The 18,060-nt window shown below is 57.1% G+C and carries 16 protein-coding genes, 1 tRNA gene and 1 riboswitch; of the genes, 4 read left to right on the forward strand and 13 right to left on the reverse strand.

Features of this window, described 5'->3' with window-relative positions; translation table 11 throughout:
* Positions 1 to 63: 63 nt before the first annotated feature.
* Together ACWHRL_RS02100 and ACWHRL_RS02105 are read left to right on the forward strand one after the other, a co-directional pair.
* The gene (locus tag ACWHRL_RS02100) at positions 64 to 507 is read left to right on the forward strand and encodes an N-acetyltransferase family protein (protein WP_447895034.1); all 444 of its coding nucleotides are present in this window, start codon (positions 64 to 66) and stop codon (positions 505 to 507) included.
* A gap of 14 nt (positions 508 to 521) precedes the next feature.
* Complete coding sequence (locus ACWHRL_RS02105) at positions 522 to 977, forward strand: rhodanese-like domain-containing protein (RefSeq protein ID WP_447895035.1); 456 nt, start codon at positions 522 to 524, stop codon at positions 975 to 977.
* A gap of 129 nt (positions 978 to 1,106) precedes the next feature.
* On the opposite strand, the gene ACWHRL_RS02110 is transcribed toward ACWHRL_RS02105, so the two are convergent.
* From ACWHRL_RS02110 to ACWHRL_RS02145, 8 genes are all read right to left on the reverse strand, one after another.
* Positions 1,107 to 2,690 carry a tripartite tricarboxylate transporter permease gene (locus ACWHRL_RS02110; protein ID WP_447895036.1) on the reverse strand — a complete coding sequence of 528 codons (1,584 nt, stop codon included), beginning with the start codon at positions 2,688 to 2,690 and terminating at the stop codon, positions 1,107 to 1,109.
* The gene (locus ACWHRL_RS02115; RefSeq protein ID WP_447895037.1) at positions 2,582 to 3,076 is read right to left on the reverse strand and encodes a tripartite tricarboxylate transporter TctB family protein; all 495 of its coding nucleotides are present in this window, start codon (positions 3,074 to 3,076) and stop codon (positions 2,582 to 2,584) included. Before ACWHRL_RS02115 ends, ACWHRL_RS02110 begins: the two co-directional genes overlap by 109 nt.
* Before the next feature lie 42 nt (positions 3,077 to 3,118).
* Positions 3,119 to 4,048 (reverse strand): Bug family tripartite tricarboxylate transporter substrate binding protein, encoded by a 930-nt coding sequence (locus ACWHRL_RS02120; RefSeq protein ID WP_447895038.1) that lies wholly within the window; start codon positions 4,046 to 4,048, stop codon positions 3,119 to 3,121.
* A 767-nt stretch (positions 4,049 to 4,815) separates the two neighbouring features.
* Positions 4,816 to 5,307, reverse strand: a complete 492-nt coding sequence (locus ACWHRL_RS02125; RefSeq protein WP_447527634.1) for a 6,7-dimethyl-8-ribityllumazine synthase — start codon at positions 5,305 to 5,307, stop codon at positions 4,816 to 4,818.
* A 99-nt stretch (positions 5,308 to 5,406) separates the two neighbouring features.
* Positions 5,407 to 5,557, reverse strand: a riboswitch (FMN riboswitch).
* A 108-nt stretch (positions 5,558 to 5,665) separates the two neighbouring features.
* Positions 5,666 to 6,139, reverse strand: a complete 474-nt coding sequence (locus ACWHRL_RS02130; RefSeq protein ID WP_447895039.1) for a YbaK/EbsC family protein — start codon at positions 6,137 to 6,139, stop codon at positions 5,666 to 5,668.
* Between the two features lie 51 nt (positions 6,140 to 6,190).
* The gene (codA, locus tag ACWHRL_RS02135; protein WP_447895040.1) at positions 6,191 to 7,438 is read right to left on the reverse strand and encodes a cytosine deaminase; all 1,248 of its coding nucleotides are present in this window, start codon (positions 7,436 to 7,438) and stop codon (positions 6,191 to 6,193) included.
* 11 nt (positions 7,439 to 7,449) lie between these two features.
* Entirely contained in the window at positions 7,450 to 8,715 is a 1,266-nt protein-coding gene (codB, locus tag ACWHRL_RS02140) for a cytosine permease (RefSeq protein WP_447895041.1), read from the reverse strand.
* Positions 8,716 to 8,885: 170 nt separating this feature from the next.
* Positions 8,886 to 9,776: an ABC transporter substrate-binding protein gene (locus tag ACWHRL_RS02145; protein ID WP_447895042.1), complete on the reverse strand. Its 891-nt coding sequence runs from the start codon at positions 9,774 to 9,776 to the stop codon at positions 8,886 to 8,888.
* Between the two features lie 203 nt (positions 9,777 to 9,979).
* Here ACWHRL_RS02145 and ACWHRL_RS02150 point away from each other — a divergent pair, with 203 nt between their 5' ends.
* Positions 9,980 to 10,765: a class I SAM-dependent methyltransferase gene (locus ACWHRL_RS02150; RefSeq protein WP_447895043.1), complete on the forward strand. Its 786-nt coding sequence runs from the start codon at positions 9,980 to 9,982 to the stop codon at positions 10,763 to 10,765.
* Here the strand turns inward: ACWHRL_RS02150 and preA are convergent.
* From preA to ACWHRL_RS02170, 4 genes are read right to left on the reverse strand one after another with little or no spacing between them, the layout of a single operon-like run.
* Positions 10,762 to 12,096 carry an NAD-dependent dihydropyrimidine dehydrogenase subunit PreA gene (gene preA / locus ACWHRL_RS02155; RefSeq protein WP_447895044.1) on the reverse strand — a complete coding sequence of 445 codons (1,335 nt, stop codon included), beginning with the start codon at positions 12,094 to 12,096 and terminating at the stop codon, positions 10,762 to 10,764. The genes ACWHRL_RS02150 and preA overlap by 4 nt on opposite strands.
* Positions 12,093 to 13,466, reverse strand: coding sequence for an NAD(P)-dependent oxidoreductase (locus tag ACWHRL_RS02160; protein WP_447895045.1), 1,374 nt, complete (start codon positions 13,464 to 13,466; stop codon positions 12,093 to 12,095). The genes preA and ACWHRL_RS02160 overlap by 4 nt, the downstream gene beginning before the upstream one ends.
* A gap of 31 nt (positions 13,467 to 13,497) precedes the next feature.
* Positions 13,498 to 14,940, reverse strand: coding sequence for a dihydropyrimidinase (gene hydA / locus ACWHRL_RS02165; protein WP_447895046.1), 1,443 nt, complete (start codon positions 14,938 to 14,940; stop codon positions 13,498 to 13,500).
* Between the two features lie 34 nt (positions 14,941 to 14,974).
* The gene (locus ACWHRL_RS02170) at positions 14,975 to 15,841 is read right to left on the reverse strand and encodes a nitrilase-related carbon-nitrogen hydrolase (protein WP_447527642.1); all 867 of its coding nucleotides are present in this window, start codon (positions 15,839 to 15,841) and stop codon (positions 14,975 to 14,977) included.
* Between the two features lie 590 nt (positions 15,842 to 16,431).
* On the opposite strand from ACWHRL_RS02170, the gene ACWHRL_RS02175 reads away from it, so the two are divergent.
* The gene (locus tag ACWHRL_RS02175; protein ID WP_447895047.1) at positions 16,432 to 17,934 is read left to right on the forward strand and encodes an NCS1 family nucleobase:cation symporter-1; all 1,503 of its coding nucleotides are present in this window, start codon (positions 16,432 to 16,434) and stop codon (positions 17,932 to 17,934) included.
* A gap of 18 nt (positions 17,935 to 17,952) precedes the next feature.
* On the opposite strand, the gene ACWHRL_RS02180 is transcribed toward ACWHRL_RS02175, so the two are convergent.
* Positions 17,953 to 18,050: transfer RNA gene (locus tag ACWHRL_RS02180), tRNA-Sec, on the reverse strand.
* Between the last annotated feature and the right edge of the window lie 10 nt (positions 18,051 to 18,060).

Here is an 18,060-nt window from a genome sequence, read left to right on the forward strand (position 1 = left end):
TTACCAAGGGGCCACTATAGCGCGAGACTGAATCGTCCAACAGCCAGTCAAGAGGAAAAGCTCATGACGATCAGAGCCGCCGTAATGAACGATCTCGAAGCGTTGACCGTGCTGCTGGATGCGTACCGTCAGTTCTACCAACAGCCCGGCGATGTAAGCGCCGCCCGCCATTTTCTGGAACAGCGCTTCGGGCTGGGGGATTCGTTCATTCTGGTCAGCGAAGACGAACGCGGCGAACTCGACGGGTTCGTGCAGATATTTCCCGGGCTCTCCACCGTCGGCCTGAACGCCCGCTGGACGCTGAACGACCTTTACGTCGCCCCAAACGCCCGCCAGCGAGGGGCCGGCCGGGCGCTGATGGAGGCCGCGGCATCGCTTGCCCACGAGCACGGCGTGGCGCGGCTAGTGCTGATGACCCAGGTCGAAAACGAACCGGCCCAGCGCCTTTACGAAACACTGGGCTGGCAGCGCAACACGGCTTTCTACAGCTACCTGTTGAATACCTGATAAAGGAGATATTCGTGACCGACACACCTTCTTCCGCGGTGCTCGCCTTCCCGCCTGCGGCCCCGATCGATATGGCCAAAGCGATGTACGACAAGCTTTGCTACCACACCGATGCCTGGGATCTGGCCCAGGATCTCGCCAACGACGTCGACGAGGTCGTGGTGATCGACACGCGAAGTGTCGAGCACTACTGCGCCGGGCACATTCCCGGGGCGGTGAGCTTTCCCCACCGGGAAATGACGCCCGAGCGGCTTGCCGCGCTCGATGCCTCGAAGGTGTACGTCACCTACTGCGACGGCATCGGTTGTAACGGCTCGACCAAGGGCGCGTGGAAGCTGGCAAGCGCGGGCTTTCATGTAAAGGAGCTTTTAGGCGGGCTGGATTTCTGGCGCCGGGACGCGCACCCGGTGCAGGAAGGGGAAGAGCGGGGGCGTCTTTTGAAAGCGTCGCTTGCGGAGTGCGGCTGTTAGGGAAGATGGCGAACCACTCTTCGCTCTTTATTAGACAGGCAGCTCCAGTAGTGTGGGCTGCCTGTGGGCGTCATCTAGGCAATTGGAATTGATAGCTTTTGTCAGCGTTTCGAACGTGCTTTTAATGAATTAATTAGTCGCTGCTTTCGAAGACATTATTTCTCTCCCAAGAAATATAAGAATGAACAAGCCTGTCGCACAGAAGATAGTTGTCGCCAGCGGTGAGTGTGTGAAAAAAGACAAAAAATTGCCATCAGAAATCAGGAGTCCTCGTCTAAGGCTTTGTTCGAATTGTGGACCAAGAACCAATCCAATTACCAATGGAGCTAGAGGGTAATCAGCTTTTCTTAAAAAGTAACCCAGAATGCCAAATAAGATGGTGACAACAGCGTCCAGAGGGTTGCCGCGAACTGTTAATGCACCAATTAGTGAAAGTACTACAACCCCTGATAAGATTATAGGTTCAGGGATTTTTAATAGACTTCCAAATATGCGAACAATAGGAGGAGCCAAGAAAATAATGAAGATATTGATGGCAATCAGAAGGATAAAAATTGAGGAAATTACCTCGGGATGCTGACTCATTAACTGTACGCCAGGAGTGATTCCATGAATTACCAATGCGCTCAATAGTATCGCTGTAACTACGTCACCAGGAATGCCCAGTGCTAGCGTGGGTATCATCGCACTTCCAGTAACTGCATTATTTGAAGACTCAGCTGCTATAATTCCGTCAGCCTCACCCTTGCCAAAGTTCTCTCGATTTCGAGATACTTGTTGGGCAACTCCATAGCTGATGAAGGACGATGTAGCTGCGCCTGTGCCCGGTAGAGTGCCTACCAGGCAGCCGATAAAAGAGCTTCTTATAAGACCTGTTAATCTTCCTTTCCACATCCTTAAGCGAGGATAGAAGAGCTTTGCTCCTTTGGTTACGTTGCCTTCTGAATCCGGATTTTGAATTCTGGTAAACACTTCGGAAATTGCAAAAAGTCCGATCACGACACTGATAAGGTCTAGTCCACCTGTTAAAAAAGTCGTTCCAAACGTTAAGCGGTTGCTCCCGGTAATAGGGTCTGTACCAATCAGAGATAGCATTAAGCCTACAATGCCGGCCATAATTCCTTTAATCATGGCTCCTTGAGAAACCGCTGCTATGCAAGTCAATGCCAGGGTGATGAGGGCAAAGATTTCTATCGAACCAAAGTTAACGGCAAATCTTGCTAGCTGTGGTGCCGCAAAAATTAAAACAGCGCAGGATATTAAGCCTCCAATAACCGAAGCTGCTGTCGCCCACCCTAAAGCAAGACCTGCTTTTCCTTGAAGAGCCAAGGGATATCCATCCAGCGTCGTTGCCGCGGCTTGTGGTGTCCCAGGTGAGTTTATTAAAATGGCAGAAATAGACCCTCCGAACACTGAGCCACTATAAACACCAAGTAACAAACCAAGGCTGGGCAAAAGCGACATGCCAAATGTGAAGGGAAGGCAGATAGAAAGGCCCACAACCGATCCTAAACCCGGTAGAGCACCTATGATAATACCTAGCGCAGTACCTAATAAAGTGGCTGAAATAACGTATATATTAATAAGATCAAGAATGTCATTCATTAAAAAATGCCCCCGGGCAATATTGTTGGCAATCTGAGGGATAATAGGTGGTGAAATAGAAACCAGATGGCTGGCCCAAGTATTATTGTTGCTATGGTTATCTGCCATTTACCTTTCGTGCCAATTAAAAAAAGCAGTAGTGGCAAGAAGGTGGTGATAACGATAAAAAACCCTAAAATAGGCGTTATCCAGACAATTAAGCTAATTAATGCCATAATGGTTATTAGTTTAAGAGAGACAGTGCTTTTGCTATTGTCCTCTTGATTTCTGGAAATTTTGCCAAAAATATCTTTGATGAAAATTATCGAGGCCATTGCCACCCATAAAAGAGAAAGTGGATCTGTGAGCGAGCCTGATGAACTATTCGCAATCATATTTTCCGAGCCAACGGATCCAGTGTTGAAAAACCCATTCCAGATCAGAAGGCAACCAATCACCAAAAAAGCTAAGTTAATAGTATTTTTGTTATTTATGATTATCGCTTTTTTATACATCAGCTCGCTCTCAGAAATAATTTAGCGTTCGTTTTTTAAAGATTATTGATTTAGTCCAATTTCCTGGATTATATCAGCGTTAAGTTGGAAGTTGTCTCTAACAAATTTTTCGAATTCAGATGATGATTTGTAAGAAATATTGATGTTAGCGCTTTCGGAAAACGAAATCATACTGTCTGATTCGAGAGCTTCTAGACAAGCGGATGAAAGTGCCTCTTTTCTTTCTTCCGAAATTTCCTTTGGAGCGAAAACGCCTTGCCATACGGAAAACTCCAAATCATATCCGAGTTCTTTCATTGTCGGTATGTCTGGATATTGTGTTGAGCGCTCTTGGGCGAATATCGCCAAAGGCGTCACATGATTGGCTTCGATAACAGAGGCTGTATCGGCAAATAGCTCGATTTCCCCTCCTGCCATTGCATTCATGGCTGGTCCTGTACCCGGAAATGGTAAATGTACTGAACTCACCCCAGTGGCATTGGCCAACGCAGCCATTGCCAAGTGTGGAACGGTGCCTGGACCAGAAGAGCCATACATGATTCTTCCTTCTTCCGGCGAGTTGATGATGCGCTCTAAAATATCTTCGTCGTTGTCAGAGCTTTTGAATAAGAAGACAGGATTATTTACCGTTTGACAAATATACGTCCAGCTATCCAGGCCATAAGGAGTTTGACGTAAAGAAGGTTGGATAGCTACGGGACCGATCGGCAAGTAACCAATAGTTGTGCTGCTCTCTTTAGCAGCTTCTGCCGTTCCTATCGTTCCACTTGCTCCATCAATATTACGAATAATAGTAGTGCTTCCTAAAGCATTCGAAAAGCCGGGCTCGAAAACTCTAGCGACCAGGTCTGTACCTCCGCCAGCGCTAAAGGGCACAATCATCTCGATATTGTCAGCTAAAGCAGTTTGAGTGCTGAGTAACGCTGTAGTGGCAGCAAACAGGCTCGGCAGTAGTAGGGTTTCCTTCTTCATTTTTTCACCTCTATGTATTTGTTTGGTTAGGTGCTTATACAACGCGACACATCGTCAGTGAGCGTCATTACACTTAAAATCGTAGCGCTATGATTTTTGTTGTCAAAAGAGACTAAAGTCTAAAATATATTCGATATAGCGGTATTTTATCATTAAAATCATTAGCTTATAAATTAATTGTATTGATTTTAATTATAGCTAATTTTATTTTAATATCAATTTAATCAATAAGTTATATTTGCTTCTTTTGTGACTGGTCGGCTGTTAAATAAGTGGGATTTAAAATTTCGTAGCGATACGAATGTACTGATGCACTTCGGTACGACGGTCAGGCCTTGCTCGAAAGTTGAATGCGTTCGTGAATTCCAAACAGGCGCTCATGCAAAAACTAATTCTTACGAGATATACATTGTTAATAATTCGGCTGAAGAAGCGCCGATGTTTCCATACGATATAGAGAGTTTTTAGTACTTTTGGAGCGCTCTACAAAGTCGGAGGGGGCTTAGGGTTTTTTCTTTAGCGAAATTTAAATAGTACATTTCTACCAGGAGTGGTCGACTCAAACATATATATTACATTTTTGACGATTGTGGTTTTGTGAGTATCGAGTTGCAGATGTTTGATGATAATTTCAAATGACTAATAAGAAGATTGTTGTATCGATGGATACAGGAAGATTCATAAATGTACCATCGTGTACCGCGTTTTCTTTTATCCTCGAAAGGTAGTGGGTCCGGCCTTTGCCGGACCGTGGGGCGTCTCATCTATTATCTGGTTTGGCGTGCGCGGTAGAGGTTTTCCATGGTGTTCAGGCACGCACTCGCCGCTTCCTTGCCCTTGGCCAAAAAGTGCTGGAAGTAGAAATCGTGATGGGTGGCGTGCTCGTGGAAGTGGTGCGGGGTGAGCACCACCGAGATCACCGGGACCTGGGTGTCGAGCTGGACGCGCATCATGCCGTCGATCACCGCGTGGGCGACGAAGTCGTGGCGGTAGATGCCGCCATCCACCACGAAGCCTGCGCCGACGATTGCCCCATAGCGGCCGCTTTCGGCCAGCACTTTCGCCTGTAGCGGAATTTCATAAGCGCCGGAAACGGTAAAGACATCGACCTGATCGGCCTTGAGGCCGTTTTGCTCGATTTCTGCGATAAAGGCCTGGTACGCCTGACCGACGATATCGCCATGCCAGTGGCCTTGAATGAAGGCGATACGCTGAGACGTGGTGTGCGAAGAAAGCTCTAAAGGAAAGGTCTGATTCATGGTCATTCTCATTGAATAAAGTGCCAGAATCAGGGCATGCGGCGCCCGCCCGCCACGCCCTTGCACGCGCCCAGGGGCACGCATAAAAGCGGGTAGCGGCGCCGTTCTCTTTCATCCGGACTATCACCGTCGGCTTCGGAGTCTCACCGAATCTGCTGACCTCCAACAAAGGGCTGGAGCGCTCGCGGGCTTGAGCGTTTAGTACGCCATCACCGCCGGTGGGGACTTGCACCCCGCCCTGAGAACGTCGCTGATCGCTCGCACCTTATCGGCGCGAGCCGTTAGCCCGCTTAGTGTACGCATAAGGGCCCTGCGCCGCCACCGGCGCAGGGCCCTCGATGTGGCCGGTTTGAAGCGCTTAGGGGGTTTCGCTAAGCGAGCAGACATCCACCCACTCGGCGTGCACCAGCTCGGCGAGCCTTTTTGGGGCGATGCGCACGGCGCTGTTGCCGGAACCCGCCGCGGGCAGCACTTCATCGAAGCGCTTGAGCGATTCATCGCAGTAGACGGGCACGTCGGCGGCGAGACCGAACGGGCAGACACCGCCGACCGGGTGGCTGGTCAGTTCCATCACCGTATCGGCGTCGAGCATCGTCGCTTTGCCTTCGAAGTGCTCGCGGATTTTGGCGTTGTCGATGCGGGCATCCCCGGCGGCCACGATCAAAAGCGGTTTCTCGTTCACCTTGAAGGCGAGCGTCTTGGCGATTTGGCCCGGCTCGACGCCGTGGGTCTGGGCCGCTTCGGCCACGGTCGCCGTGCTCTCGTTGGATTCGACGATCTCGATGTCCGGGGCGTGCTCGGCCAGAAAACTGCGCACGGTTTCAACGCTCATACATCCACCTCCTTGTTGGGAACCGTTTCAGATTAACGCGCTTTTTCCGACTCAGCCAATCCAGTTCGGCGTGACGATGCGCGAGGGCTCGCGCTGCATGATGGTCTCGCCGTTTCGCACCGAGAGCAGCACGTCGCCCTGGTTGCGCAGCACGCTATAGTCGTCCTCACCGTCCAGTACGTTGAAGCTTGCCGGTTTGCCCACCTCGATACCGTAGCGCTCCTGGATATTGAGCGTGCGCGCGCTGTTGTCGGTCACAAGCGACAGCGCTTGGCTGAAGTCCTTATAGCCCATCATCTGACAGATATGCAGGCCGAAATCCAGTGTGCGCAAGAGCTTGCCGTTACCCAGCGAATACCAGGGATCAAAAATCGAGTCCTCGGCGAAGCAGACGTTGATACCCGCCTCATTGAGCTCTTTCACGCGTGTGACGCCGCGGCGTTTGGGGTAGGTGTCGAAGCGCCCCTGCAAGTGAATGCTCTCGGTCGGGCAGGAGATGAAGTTGATGCCTGACTTCTTGAGCAGCAAGAAGAGCTTCGAGCAGTAGGCGTTATCGTAGGAGTGCATGGCCACGGTGTGGCTGGCGGTCACCCGCGAGCCCAAGTCGTTGAACAGCGCCTCGGCCGCCAACACTTCGAGAAAGCGTGAGTTGGGGTCGTCGATCTCGTCGCAGTGCACGTCCACCAGCCGGTCGTACTTCAGGGCCAACTCGATGACGCGCTTCATGGAGGCCACGCCTAGCTCCCGGGTGTACTCGAAGTGCGGGATGCCGCCGACCACGTCGGCGCCGATCTCCAGCGCCTCTTCCATGAGCTTGTCGCCGCCGGGATAGGAGAGCAACCCGTCCTGGGGAAACGCCACCACCTGAATCTCGATCTTGTCCTTGAGCTCGTCGCGAAGCGCACACAGCGTGCGCAGGCCGACCAGGCTCGGGTCGCTGGTGTCGGCGTGGGTACGCACGAACTGAACACCGTTGCCGATCAGCAGGTTGAGCGTTCTGTAAACGCGTTCGCGAATATCGTTTTCCGAGAGCATCGGCTTGCGCTCGCCCCAGCGCTCGATACCCTCGAACAGGGTGCCGCTTTCGTTCCAGGCAGGCTCGCCGGCGGTCAGCGCAGCGTCCAGGTGAATGTGGGGTTCGATGAAAGGCGCGCAGACCAGTTGGCCTTTGGCATCGGTTTGTTCTGGCGTCGCCTGACGGTGCGCGTTTTGGGCAGTAATGGCGCTAAACACGCCGTCCTCGATCGTAAGATGAAAAAGCTCGGAGCGGTGGCGCAGGCGGGCATTGACGATATCCATGGGAAGCTCACTTATTGTTTAGCGGTAGCGGGTGAGGGGGCGGTTGAAGAAGCCTGGTTCAGGCGAAGCAGTACGGCGTAGCTTAGCGCAGCGGCCAGCACTCCCACCAACGGGGGCAGCAGCGGCGAAAAGTAGGCCGCGCCCGCGCCGAGCGCGTAGGCAGCAAGGCCTCGGCGGTTGAAGTCGGGAAGTCGCGCGGTGTCCAGCGCCGGGTAACGGCCTTTATGTTTCAGCCAAAAATCCGCCATGATCACCCCGCCCATCGGCGGGATGAACGTACCCAGCAACACCAAAAAGGGAATCAGCAGGTTATACATGCCGCCCACCGCGAGTACGGTACCGATGGCCGCGCCGGCCACAGTGACCAGCCGGCGGCGTTTAGTGCGCAGCAGGTTACAGCCGGCTACGGCAAAGTTGTAGATGGTGTTGTCCTGGGTGGTCCAGATGTTGAGAAACAGCATCAGCACCGCCATGGAGACGAAGCCCTGGGCGATGAGCACGTCCACGATGTCCGCCTGCTGATAGATCATGGCGCCCAGGGCGCCGGTCAGTACCATGAGCCCGTTACCCACCAAAAAAGCCGCCAGCGTGGCCACCACCGCCGTGCGCGGGCTTTTGGCGAAGCGGCTCCAGTTGGTGGCTTGGGTGCCGCCGCTGATGAAGGTGCCGATGATCACCGTGACCGCCGCGGCCACGCTCATGCTTTCGGTGGGCGTTTGCTGGCCAAGTCCGGCCAGGCCGCCCACGTCCACCAGGCCGGTGAACAGGCTGATCAAGATGAACAGCATCATCGCCGGCACGGCAAAACGCGAAAGCCAGTCCATACCGCGGTAGCCGATCATCGCCGTGATGCAAAAGCCGAAGCCAAAAAGCACCATTAAGGGGCTTTCCATCCATTCGGGCATCCCCGTGGTGCGTACCAGCACTACCGCAATGGTCGCGGTGCCCCAGGCGTACCAGCCGATCTGGGTAAAGCCGAGGATGAAATCCGACAGCTTGCTGCCTTTTTCGCCAAAGCAGAAGCGTCCCATCAATACGGCATTCAAGCCGCTTTTGCAGGCGATATAGCCAAGGGCCGCGGCGTAGGTGCCGAGTAGCAAATTGCCCGCCAGAATGATCCATAAAAGCTGGCCGATGGGAAACGCCTGGCCCAGCGAGCCGCCGGCCCACATGGTGGCGGTGAAGAAGGTGAACCCGAGCAGGACCACCGATGTGGATAAAAGCCCCTTGCGAGCGCTTTGGGGTACCTCTTTTAGGGGATAGTCGGAAGTTTGCACGGGCGTGGCCTCATGGTTAGCAACGTAATTGTTCGCAACGTAGTACTAACAATAAGCAATAATAGTGCCAGAACAGGGGCTTAATGGTTTGACGCCAGGTGTCGCCCAGGTTACTTCCATAAAAAAGCCCCTGCCCATCAGGTGGGAGGGGCTTGCGTACCCAAGGGGCGTTACGGCTGGGTCGCCAGTGCGCTGACCACTTCTTCGATCTGTAGCGTCAGGCTCTGCAGGCCGCCGCCGGAAAGATACCAAAGCTCCGGCGAGAGCAGTGCCACCTCGGCGTTATCCGCGCCGGCGTCCGCGAGCTGCTGGCGCAGTTCGTCGGCATCGGCGGGGTCCTGGCCGATGGCGGCGCTACGGTCGACGACCAGCAGGCGCTCGGGGTCGATCTCGGCAATCGTCTCGGGCGTTAGCGTGACAAAGGTGCGCTCGCCAAACGTGCGTCGTTCGGCGCTCTCGGGGATGTCCTGGGTCGCGACCCCCAGCACATCGTGGACCACCGGGTGCTCGTTGAGCGAGTAGCTGCCGTCGTTATGGGTGACGACCAGGGTGCGCGGGGCATCGCTGAGCGCCTCGCGCTGGTTTTCGATTTCGTTGTGTAGCGTTTCGAGCGAGGTTTCGGCTTGCTCTTCGACGCCGGCGTGCTCGGCCAAAGTGCGGACGTTGTCGTCGAAGGCGGCCAGGTAGTCGTCACCGGCAATACCGGCATCGAACAGCGGCGCGAGCTCTTCGAACTCTGCTTTCGATTCGTTTTGGCGGCCGGTGTAGACGATCAGCGTCGGTTCGCTCTGTTCGAGCGCCTCGAGATCCGGGCTTTTTAGTCCACCAAGGTCGGTGTACTCGTCGGTGTCGAAGTGAGCAAGGTAGTCCGGCAGCACCTGCTTGGGCAGGCCCACGACCTGGTCGCTTGCGCCCAGCGCGTCCAGGGTGTCCAGGCTGCCCAGATCGAAAACGGCGAAGCGCTCATCGGCATGGGCGGACGCGCTCATGGCGGCCGCGAGCAGCGACGCCGTGATGACCGGTGTCTTCAGGGCGGCGTTGTTGAGGGGCATTTTTTTCATGATGTCTCCTTTTTGAGAAAGTATTGTATATGAGATCGATTATCATAATGGCAAATTAGTCTGAGGCTGTCACGCTAATTCATTGAATTCACGAGCGCCTCGGGAAGCTCGCGGTTAATGGTTTTATTTGATATGTTATAATGTAATTAAATAAATGGCCTCGTTCGGCCATTCAAAAGGGCAACCAGTTTTGGGAGGGGCACGTGGCCTCACTACTTTTCGAGCATATCGAAGCGCTACAGGGCGAGCGCCCCTGGGGCCACTTTCTGGACGCCGGGACCGGCGTCAACTCGATTGGCTGGGTCAGCGCTTTGAACACCGAGAGCTGGACGGCGGTCACCGGTGCCGGCGGCATGGCGCAAAGCGTCGAGCGCGCGGTGGAAGGGAGAAAACGCGACCAGGACCGTTTGGTACTGGGCAACTGGCAAGACCCGCGCTTTCTGGCAGGGGAGCGCTTCGACACCGTGCTGGCGGATTACCTGCTCGGCGCCATCGACGGCTTCGCCCCTTACTGGCAGGACGAGCTTTTCCCGCGGCTTTGTGCGCTCACCAAAAAACGCCTTTACCTGGTCGGCCTCGAGCCCTACGTGCCCTTCGATGCAACGACCGCCGCGGGCAAACTGGTGGTGGAGATCGGCCGGCTGCGCGACGCCTGCCTGTTGCTGGCCGGCGAGCGCACCTACCGCGAGTACCCGAGCGCTTGGGTCGAGCGCCAGTTGGGCCGTGCCGGTTTCGAGGTCGTCGAGAGCAAGCGCTTCCCGATTCGCTACGCCAGGAAATTCGTCGAGGGGCAGATGAAAATGTGTCGCCAGCGTATGGCGACCATCGCTGATCGCAATCTGGCCCGGGCGATGCTCAAGCACGTCGACGACCTGGAGCGCCGGGCGCTTGAGCATATCGAGATCGAGGGTGGGCTCAGCCACGGGGCGGATTACGTGATGGTGGCCGAGCCCAAAAAAAGCGCCCCGCAGGGCGCTAAAGGCAGTTAGCCCGCGGCCTTGAAGGGGTTGCGCGGGTCGTGGTCCCAGGCCAGGAAGGGCTTGCCGGTGTCCTGGGGCACCATGGTGATGCAGTTCTCTACCGGGCAGGTGATCTGGCAGAGGTTACAGCCCACGCACTCTTCCTCGATGATTTCGTAACGGCGCGAGCCGTCGGGCTCGGCGAGCTTGGCGATCGACTGGTGCGAGGTGTCCTCACAGGCGATATAACAGCGCCCGCACTCGATGCACAGGTCCTGGTCGATATGGGCGATGGTCTGGAAGTTGATGTCCAGGTGCTTCCAGTCGGTGGTCTGCGGGATCGCCTTGCGCGAGAACGCCTCGATGGAGTCATAGCCTTTCTCTGCCATCCAGCGCGACAGGCCATCTTTCATCTCCTCGACGATGCGAAAGCCGTTGAGCATCGCCGCGGTGCAGACCTGCACGCTGCCCGCCCCCAGGGCGATGAACTCCGCCGCATCCCGCCAGCTGGCAATACCGCCGATGCCGGAGATGGGCAGCGTGGGCGTTGCCGGGTCCCGGGCGATCTCGGCCACCATGTTCATGGCGATGGGCTTGACGGCGCTGCCGCAATAGCCGCCGTGGGTGCTTTGATGACCCACCGTGGGCTTGGCGACCATGTTGTCCAGATCGATGCTGGAGATCGAGTTGATGGTATTGATCAACGCGACCGCATCCGCCCCGCCGCGCAGCGCCGCCCGGGCACCCACGCGAATGTCGGTGATGTTCGGAGTCAGCTTCACGATCACCGGTTTGGAGTAGTACTTCTTGCACCAGGCGGTGACCTGCTCGATCAGATCCGGGTTCTGGCCCACCGCTGCGCCCATGCCGCGCTCCGGCATGCCGTGAGGGCAGCCCAGGTTTAGCTCGATACCGTCGGCGCCGGTGGCCTCGACTCGTGGCAGGATGTACGCCCAGGACTCCTCCACGCAGGGCACCATGATCGAGACGACCAGCGCCCGGTCCGGCCAGTCTTTCTTCACCTGGGTGATCTCCGCCAGGTTCACCTCCAGCGAGCGGTCGGTGATCAGCTCGATGTTGTTGAAGCCGATCACCTCGCGGTTCTTGCCGTAGTGGGCGGAGTAGCGCGAGGAGACGTTCACCGCCGGCGGCTCTTCGCCAAGGGTTTTCCAGACCACGCCGCCCCAGCCCGCTTCAAACGCACGGGTCACGTTGTAGGCCTTGTCCGTGGGCGGGGCGGAGGCGAGCCAGAAGGGGTTGGGGGCCTTGATGCCAGCGAAGTTCACCGAAAGATCGACACCGTTGACGATGTTTTCGCGGCTTTGCTGCCTGGCGTTGGGGGTAAATGCGAATGTGTTCATGCGGCCTCCTGCTGGGCGGTCAGAGCTTGGTGGATGGCGTGGGCGGCGAGCTTACCGTGCTGCACCGCCTGGACGGTCAGATCCTGGCCCGGGGCGATGCAGTCACCGCCGGCGTAGACGCCCGCCAGCGAGGTTTGAAAGCGCTCGTCGACGCCGATGCGCTCGCCCTCGCGACCGAGGTCGGTGACATCGGCCAGGCTTTGGCCGTCGAACCCTTGGCCGATCGCCTTGAAAATCGCGTTGGCGGCGATCTCGAAGGTCTCGCCGGTGCTCACCAGGCGCCCGTCCTCGTCCTTGGTGGCTGCAAAGCGCATGCCGGCCACCCGGCCCTGCTCGTCGAGCAGCACTTCGTCGGGCTGCGCCCAGGTCACGATGCGCACGCCGTTCGCCTTGGCGATGTCCTGTTCGTGGTGGGTGGCGGACATCGCTTCGCTGCCGCGGCGGTAGACCAGCGATACCTCTTTGGCGCCCAGCCTGGCCATCTGGGTGGCCATGTCGATCGCCGTATTGCCCGCGCCGATGACGATGCAGCGATTGGCCACCGCCAACCGCTCGAGATCCGCCTGCTGGCGCAGTGGTTTGATGTACTCCACCGCGGGCAGCAAGCCCGGGGCGTTTTCATCCACCAGCCCAAGCGCCCGGCTGGTGCCTAGCCCAAGGCCTAGAAAGACGCTGTCGTGGCGCTCGCGCAGTGCCTCGAGCGTCAGGTTGTCACCCAGGCGCTGGCCGTACTCGATGGTGATGCCGCCCACGCCGAGCAGGAACTCGACCTCCCGGCGGGCGAAGTCGTCGGTCATCTTGTAGCGGGCGATACCGTACTCGTTCAAGCCGCCGGGTTTTTGCTCGGCTTCGAAAATCGTCACCTGGTGGCCCAAAAGCGCCAGGCGATGCGCGCAGGAGAGCCCGGCGGGGCCGGCGCCCACCACGGCGATGTGCTTGCCGGTCGGCGCTTCCCGTTGGAAAGGGTGGCCGTCGAAGTCCATGTTATCCGTGGCGTGGCGCTGTAAAAGGCCGATCAGCACCGGCTGGCACTCCGCGTCGTGGTTACGCACGCAGCTTTTTTCGCAGAGTATTTCCGTCGGGCAGACCCGGGCGCAGCTACCGCCCAGGATATTGGCCTCCAGAATCGTTTGTGCTGCGCCGTTGACGTTGCCTTCGCTGATCTGGCGAATGAAGCTCGGCACGTCGATCTCCGAAGGGCAGGCCTCGACGCAGGGCGCATCGAAGCAGTAGAGACAGCGCTGGCTCTCGATGATCGCCTGGCGATCCGTGAGCGGCGGGTGAATATCGCTGAAATTGCGGGCAAGCGCCTCGGGGTCGAAGGTGCCGACCTCTTTGGCGCTGGGCAGGTGGTCGAGGGAATGGGTCACGGTCGTTTCTCCCGGGTTGTTATTAGCGTTATTAGCGGCTCACGGCCTTGGGGGCTTCACGCTCGGCGCGCTTTTTGAGCTGCTCGAAGACGCCGGGGTAGGCCGGGCGCTCAAGATAGCGCCCGGCGCCACGCTCGGCGTGAAGCTCCTCGGCGTTACGCCACACCCACTTGCCCTGGCTTACGGTATGGCGGGCGATACCGCGCACCGTCTTGCCCTCGAAAATATTGAAATCGACATTTTGATGGTGGGTTTTGGCAGAGATCGTGCGGGTGCCGTTAGGGTCCCAGACGACGATATCGGCATCCGACCCTACCTGGATGGCGCCCTTGCGCGGGTACAAATTGAAGATGTTGGCGGTATTGGTGGAGGTCACCGCGACGAACTCCTGGGGCGAGAGCTTGCCGGTGTTCACGCCTTCGTCCCAGAGGACGGCCAAGCGGTCCTCGACCCCGGCGGTGCCGTTGGGGATCTTGGTGAAGTCCTCCTTGCCCGCGGCTTTCTGCTCTTCGCAGAAGCAGCAGTGGTCGGTGGCGGTGGTTTGCAGGTTGCCGGATTGCAGGCCGTGCCAGAGGGCCTCCTGATGGCCTTTCGGGCGAAAGGGCGGGCTCATTACGTGGGCCGCGGCGGTGGCCCAGTCCGGGTTCTGGTAGACGCTGTCGTCGATCATCAAATGTCCGGCCAGCGCCTCGCCGTACACCGCGTGGCCCTGGCGTCGGGCGTAGGCGATCTCGTCCACCGCGTCCTTGGTGGAAACGTGGACCAGATATACCGGTGCGCCTAACGTACTGGCAATACGAATGGCGCGGCTGGCCGCCTCGCCTTCCACTTGCGGTGGGCGGGAAAGCGGGTGCGCCTCGGGCCCGGTAATGCCCTGGGCGAGCAGTTTCTGCTGCATGTGGTAGACCAGCTCGCCGTTTTCGGCGTGCACCGTGGGCACCGCACCCAGCTCCAGGCAGCGCGAAAAGCTCTCCACCAGGATATCGTCGGTGGCCATGATCGCGCCCTTGTAGGCCATGAAGTGCTTGAAGCTGTTCACGCCGTGCTCATGGACCAGCGTGCCCATCTCCTCCTTGACGCTCTCGTCCCACCAAGTGATCGCCACGTGAAAGGCGAAGTCGGTGGCGGCTTTCTCCGCCCAGCCCTGCCAAGTGTCGAAGGCTTCCAAAAGCGATTGGCCGGGTTGAGGGATGACGAAATCGATGATCGTCGTCGTGCCGCCGGCCATGGCCGCGGCGGTGCCGGTGTAGAAATCTTCGCTGGCCACCGCGCCCATGAAGGGCATCTGCATGTGGGTGTGCGGGTCGATACCGCCGGGCATGACCAGCTGGTCGCTGGCGTCGATGGTTTCGCAGTCGGCGGGAACGTTCAGGTCGGTGCCGATGGCTTCGATCTTGCCATTCACGCAGAGGACGTCGGCGCGGTAGGTGTCGGCATGGGTGACGACCGTGCCGCCCTTGATCAATAGGCTCATTGCGTTACTCCTGCTTATCCAGTCAGTCGCTTGATTACTCGCCGTCGGTCAGGCGCGTGTAGGTCTCGGGGCGGCGGTCGCGGAAGAACTGCCAGTTGTTGCGCGCCTCGCGTACCGCGTCCAGGTCGATCTCGTGGACGAGCAGCTCGTCCTCGGTGGCGCTGGCCTGAGCTTCGATCTTGCCGCGCGGGTTGACGATATAGCTCGAGCCGTAGAAGTCGCCGATGTTCCAGGGCGCCTCGGTACCCACCCGGTTGATGGCGGCGATGAAGCAGCCGTTGGCGGCGGCGGAGGCGGGTTGTTCGAGCTCCCAAAGGTATTGGGAAAGCCCGGCGACCGTGGCGGAAGGATTGAAGATGACCTCGGCGCCGTTAAGTGCCAGCGCCCGCCAACCTTCGGGGAAGTGGCGGTCGTAGCAGATGTACACGCCAATCTTGCCGAAAGCGGTATCGAAGACCGGCCAGTTGGACTGGCCCGGTTTGAAGAAGTACTTCTCCCAGAAGCCGGCGACCTGGGGAATGTGCGTTTTGTGATATTTACCCAAGTAGCTGCCGTCGGCGTCGAACACCGCCGCGGTGTTGTAGTAAACGCCGGTTTCGGTCTCTTCATAGACCGGCACGATGATGACCATGTGGTGCTCGGCGGCGAGTTTCTGCATCATCTGGCAGGTGGGGCCCTCGGGCACCTTTTCGGCAGCGGCGTACCACTTTTCGTCCTGGCTGGGGCAGAAGTACGGTTGGTTGAATACCTCCTGAAAACAGAGCACCTGAACGCCTTGCTCGGCGGCCTGCTCGATCATCGGCAGGTGCGCCTCGTTCATGGCATCGCGAATCTCTGCCGGGTCGGCATCCGTGCTCGCTTTTAGCCCCATTTGAATCAAGCCGATTTTCATTGTTTGCATGCAAGAGCCCTCTCTCGTCGTCACACACCCCGCCCCACTCAATGAGGCGGTTATCCGTTGAAAGTATTGTTGGCGTTAGTGGCGTGCTGTTAAGCCTCTTTTAATCAAAAGGCCGTTGTTGTTTTAAAAGCTGTCCGTGAAGACAGTTTTTAGATTAGTTGTATAAACCCTGCTGTTTCAAGTGTTTTTATAAGTGTCCGTAAGTTTATGATTAATCTTGGTTTTAGGTCATTGGTTGCCACCTTGGTGAATCGATGCACTTATTTCCGTCATCTTTTTACTTCATTAAAATCATGGCTTTAATGTGTTTTCTAAGAATTATTTACGTTAGTCCGCGCTTTTGTGGTGCTTTTTTATTTTTAGGCGTACCCTCTTTAACGAGTGGTTTTTAATAACGCTCAATAAAATAAAAACAACTGTAAAGAGGCGCTTTAACTGTCGAATAAGTCAGCTTTTTATCAATAAGTTATGCGCCGTTGTGTACGGTTAGGCACACTTATTGCTCTGGTTTCAGATGACTTGGTTTTAGATGACCTGATTTTAGCTGACTCAATAACGATAATAGACAGTGGCTCTTCGAGGAGGAACTCATGACCGTTTCAGCATCCCGGATGGTGGATCGAGAAGGATTGATCGAGCTTGAAGTGAATAACGACGTGCGCGATAGCCCGCGCTTCAATGAGGATATCGCCCCCACCACCGCCGCCGAGCGCACCTGGAGCAAATGGAACATTGCCGCCCTTTGGGTGGGCATGGCGATCTGCGTGCCCACCTATACCCTGGGCGGCGTATTAACGGCGTATTTTGGCTTGAGTGTGGGGGAGGCGCTGTTTGCCATTTTTCTCGCCAACGTCATTTTGCTGCTGCCGTTGACGCTCAATGCCTTTCCCGGAACCAAATTCGGCATTCCGTTTCCGATCGTGCTGCGCTCCTCCTTCGGCATTTTGGGCTCCAACGTGCCGTGTCTGGTGCGCGCGCTGGTGGGGTGTGGCTGGTTCGGTATTCAGACTATGTTCGGGGGCCTGGCCATTCACCTGCTGCTGTCGGCGCTGTTTCCCGCCTGGGCGGCGCTTGGCGGGGTCGGCGAGGTGATCGGCTTTTTTGTATTCGGGGCAATGAATCTTTACGTGGTGATTCGCGGGGCGGAGTCGATCAAATGGATGGAGACGCTCGCCGCGCCTTTGCTGTTGCTGGTGGGCATTGGCTTGATGGTGTGGGCATGGCCGAACATGTCGATGACCGCGCTTTTGGCGCAGCCACCGTCGCGGCCCGAAGGCGCCTCGGTCTACGGCTACTTCTTTGCGGGCCTGACCGCGATGGTCGGCTTTTGGGCCACGCTTTCGCTGAATATTCCCGACTTTAGCCGTTTCGCCAAAAGCCAGAAGGATCAAATCGTCGGCCAGATCATCGGCCTGCCGCTGACCATGTTTTTCTTCGCCTCCCTTGGCGTGGTGATGACGGCAGCCTCCGAGTCCCTGGTGGGGCAGACGGTGGCGGACCCGGTGCGCCTGATCGGTTTCATCGACAGCCCGTTCTGGGTGATTCTGGCGATGCTGCTGATCGTCGTGGCAACCATTTCGACCAACACCGCCTCCAACATCGTCTCGCCCACCAACGACTTTCAGAACATCGCGCCGAAGTTGATCAATCAGACCCGCGGGGTGCTGTTGACCGGGCTCGTCGGGGTTCTATTGATGGGCTACGACCTTCTGCAAAAGGCGGGGGTGATCGCTCAGGGGGTGTCGCTCGAGCAGATGTACTCCAACTGGCTGCTGGGGTACTCGAGCCTGCTGGGGCCGATCGCCGGCATCATGGCGGTGGATTACTTTTTGATCAAAAAGCAGCAGTTGGATGTGCCGAGCTTGTACCAGGATGGGCGCGCTTACCCGGCGGTGAACATCGCAGGCTTTATCGCCTTCGGCGTGCCCGTCGCGCTGACATTGATGGCGCTTTTGACCGGTACGATGAGCTGGTTCTACGACTACGGCTGGTTTACCGGCTCGGCCCTGGGGGCGGTGGTTTACTACGTGGCCAGCACTGTGCTTGGCCATGAGCGCGCGGCGGGAGGCGTTGCGGCGGCGCAATCGCGCTGAGGGGCACGGCCAAAAAAATGGCGGAGGAGGGTGAGAGTCGAACTCACCAGGGGCTGCATGGCAGCCCCTACACGGAGTTGAAGTCCGGTCGCCCCACCGGGGAACGATCCTCCTCCTCACACACCA

The organism is Vreelandella sp. GE22, assembly GCF_968212445.1.

Coding starts and splice junctions, on each gene's coding strand:
- hydA (WP_447895046.1), bottom strand. CDS start 14,940: ATGAGCCTATTGATCAAGGGCGGCACGGTCGTCACCCATGCCGACACC.
- ACWHRL_RS02100 (WP_447895034.1), top strand. CDS start 64: ATGACGATCAGAGCCGCCGTAATGAACGATCTCGAAGCGTTGACCGTG.
- ACWHRL_RS02120 (WP_447895038.1), bottom strand. CDS start 4,048: ATGAAGAAGGAAACCCTACTACTGCCGAGCCTGTTTGCTGCCACTACA.
- ACWHRL_RS02175 (WP_447895047.1), top strand. CDS start 16,432: ATGACCGTTTCAGCATCCCGGATGGTGGATCGAGAAGGATTGATCGAG.
- codA (WP_447895040.1), bottom strand. CDS start 7,438: ATGGATATCGTCAATGCCCGCCTGCGCCACCGCTCCGAGCTTTTTCAT.
- ACWHRL_RS02145 (WP_447895042.1), bottom strand. CDS start 9,776: ATGAAAAAAATGCCCCTCAACAACGCCGCCCTGAAGACACCGGTCATC.
- preA (WP_447895044.1), bottom strand. CDS start 12,096: ATGAACACATTCGCATTTACCCCCAACGCCAGGCAGCAAAGCCGCGAA.
- ACWHRL_RS02115 (WP_447895037.1), bottom strand. CDS start 3,076: ATGTATAAAAAAGCGATAATCATAAATAACAAAAATACTATTAACTTA.
- ACWHRL_RS02170 (WP_447527642.1), bottom strand. CDS start 15,841: ATGCAAACAATGAAAATCGGCTTGATTCAAATGGGGCTAAAAGCGAGC.
- ACWHRL_RS02130 (WP_447895039.1), bottom strand. CDS start 6,139: ATGAGCGTTGAAACCGTGCGCAGTTTTCTGGCCGAGCACGCCCCGGAC.
- ACWHRL_RS02125 (WP_447527634.1), bottom strand. CDS start 5,307: ATGAATCAGACCTTTCCTTTAGAGCTTTCTTCGCACACCACGTCTCAG.
- ACWHRL_RS02110 (WP_447895036.1), bottom strand. CDS start 2,690: ATGGCAGATAACCATAGCAACAATAATACTTGGGCCAGCCATCTGGTT.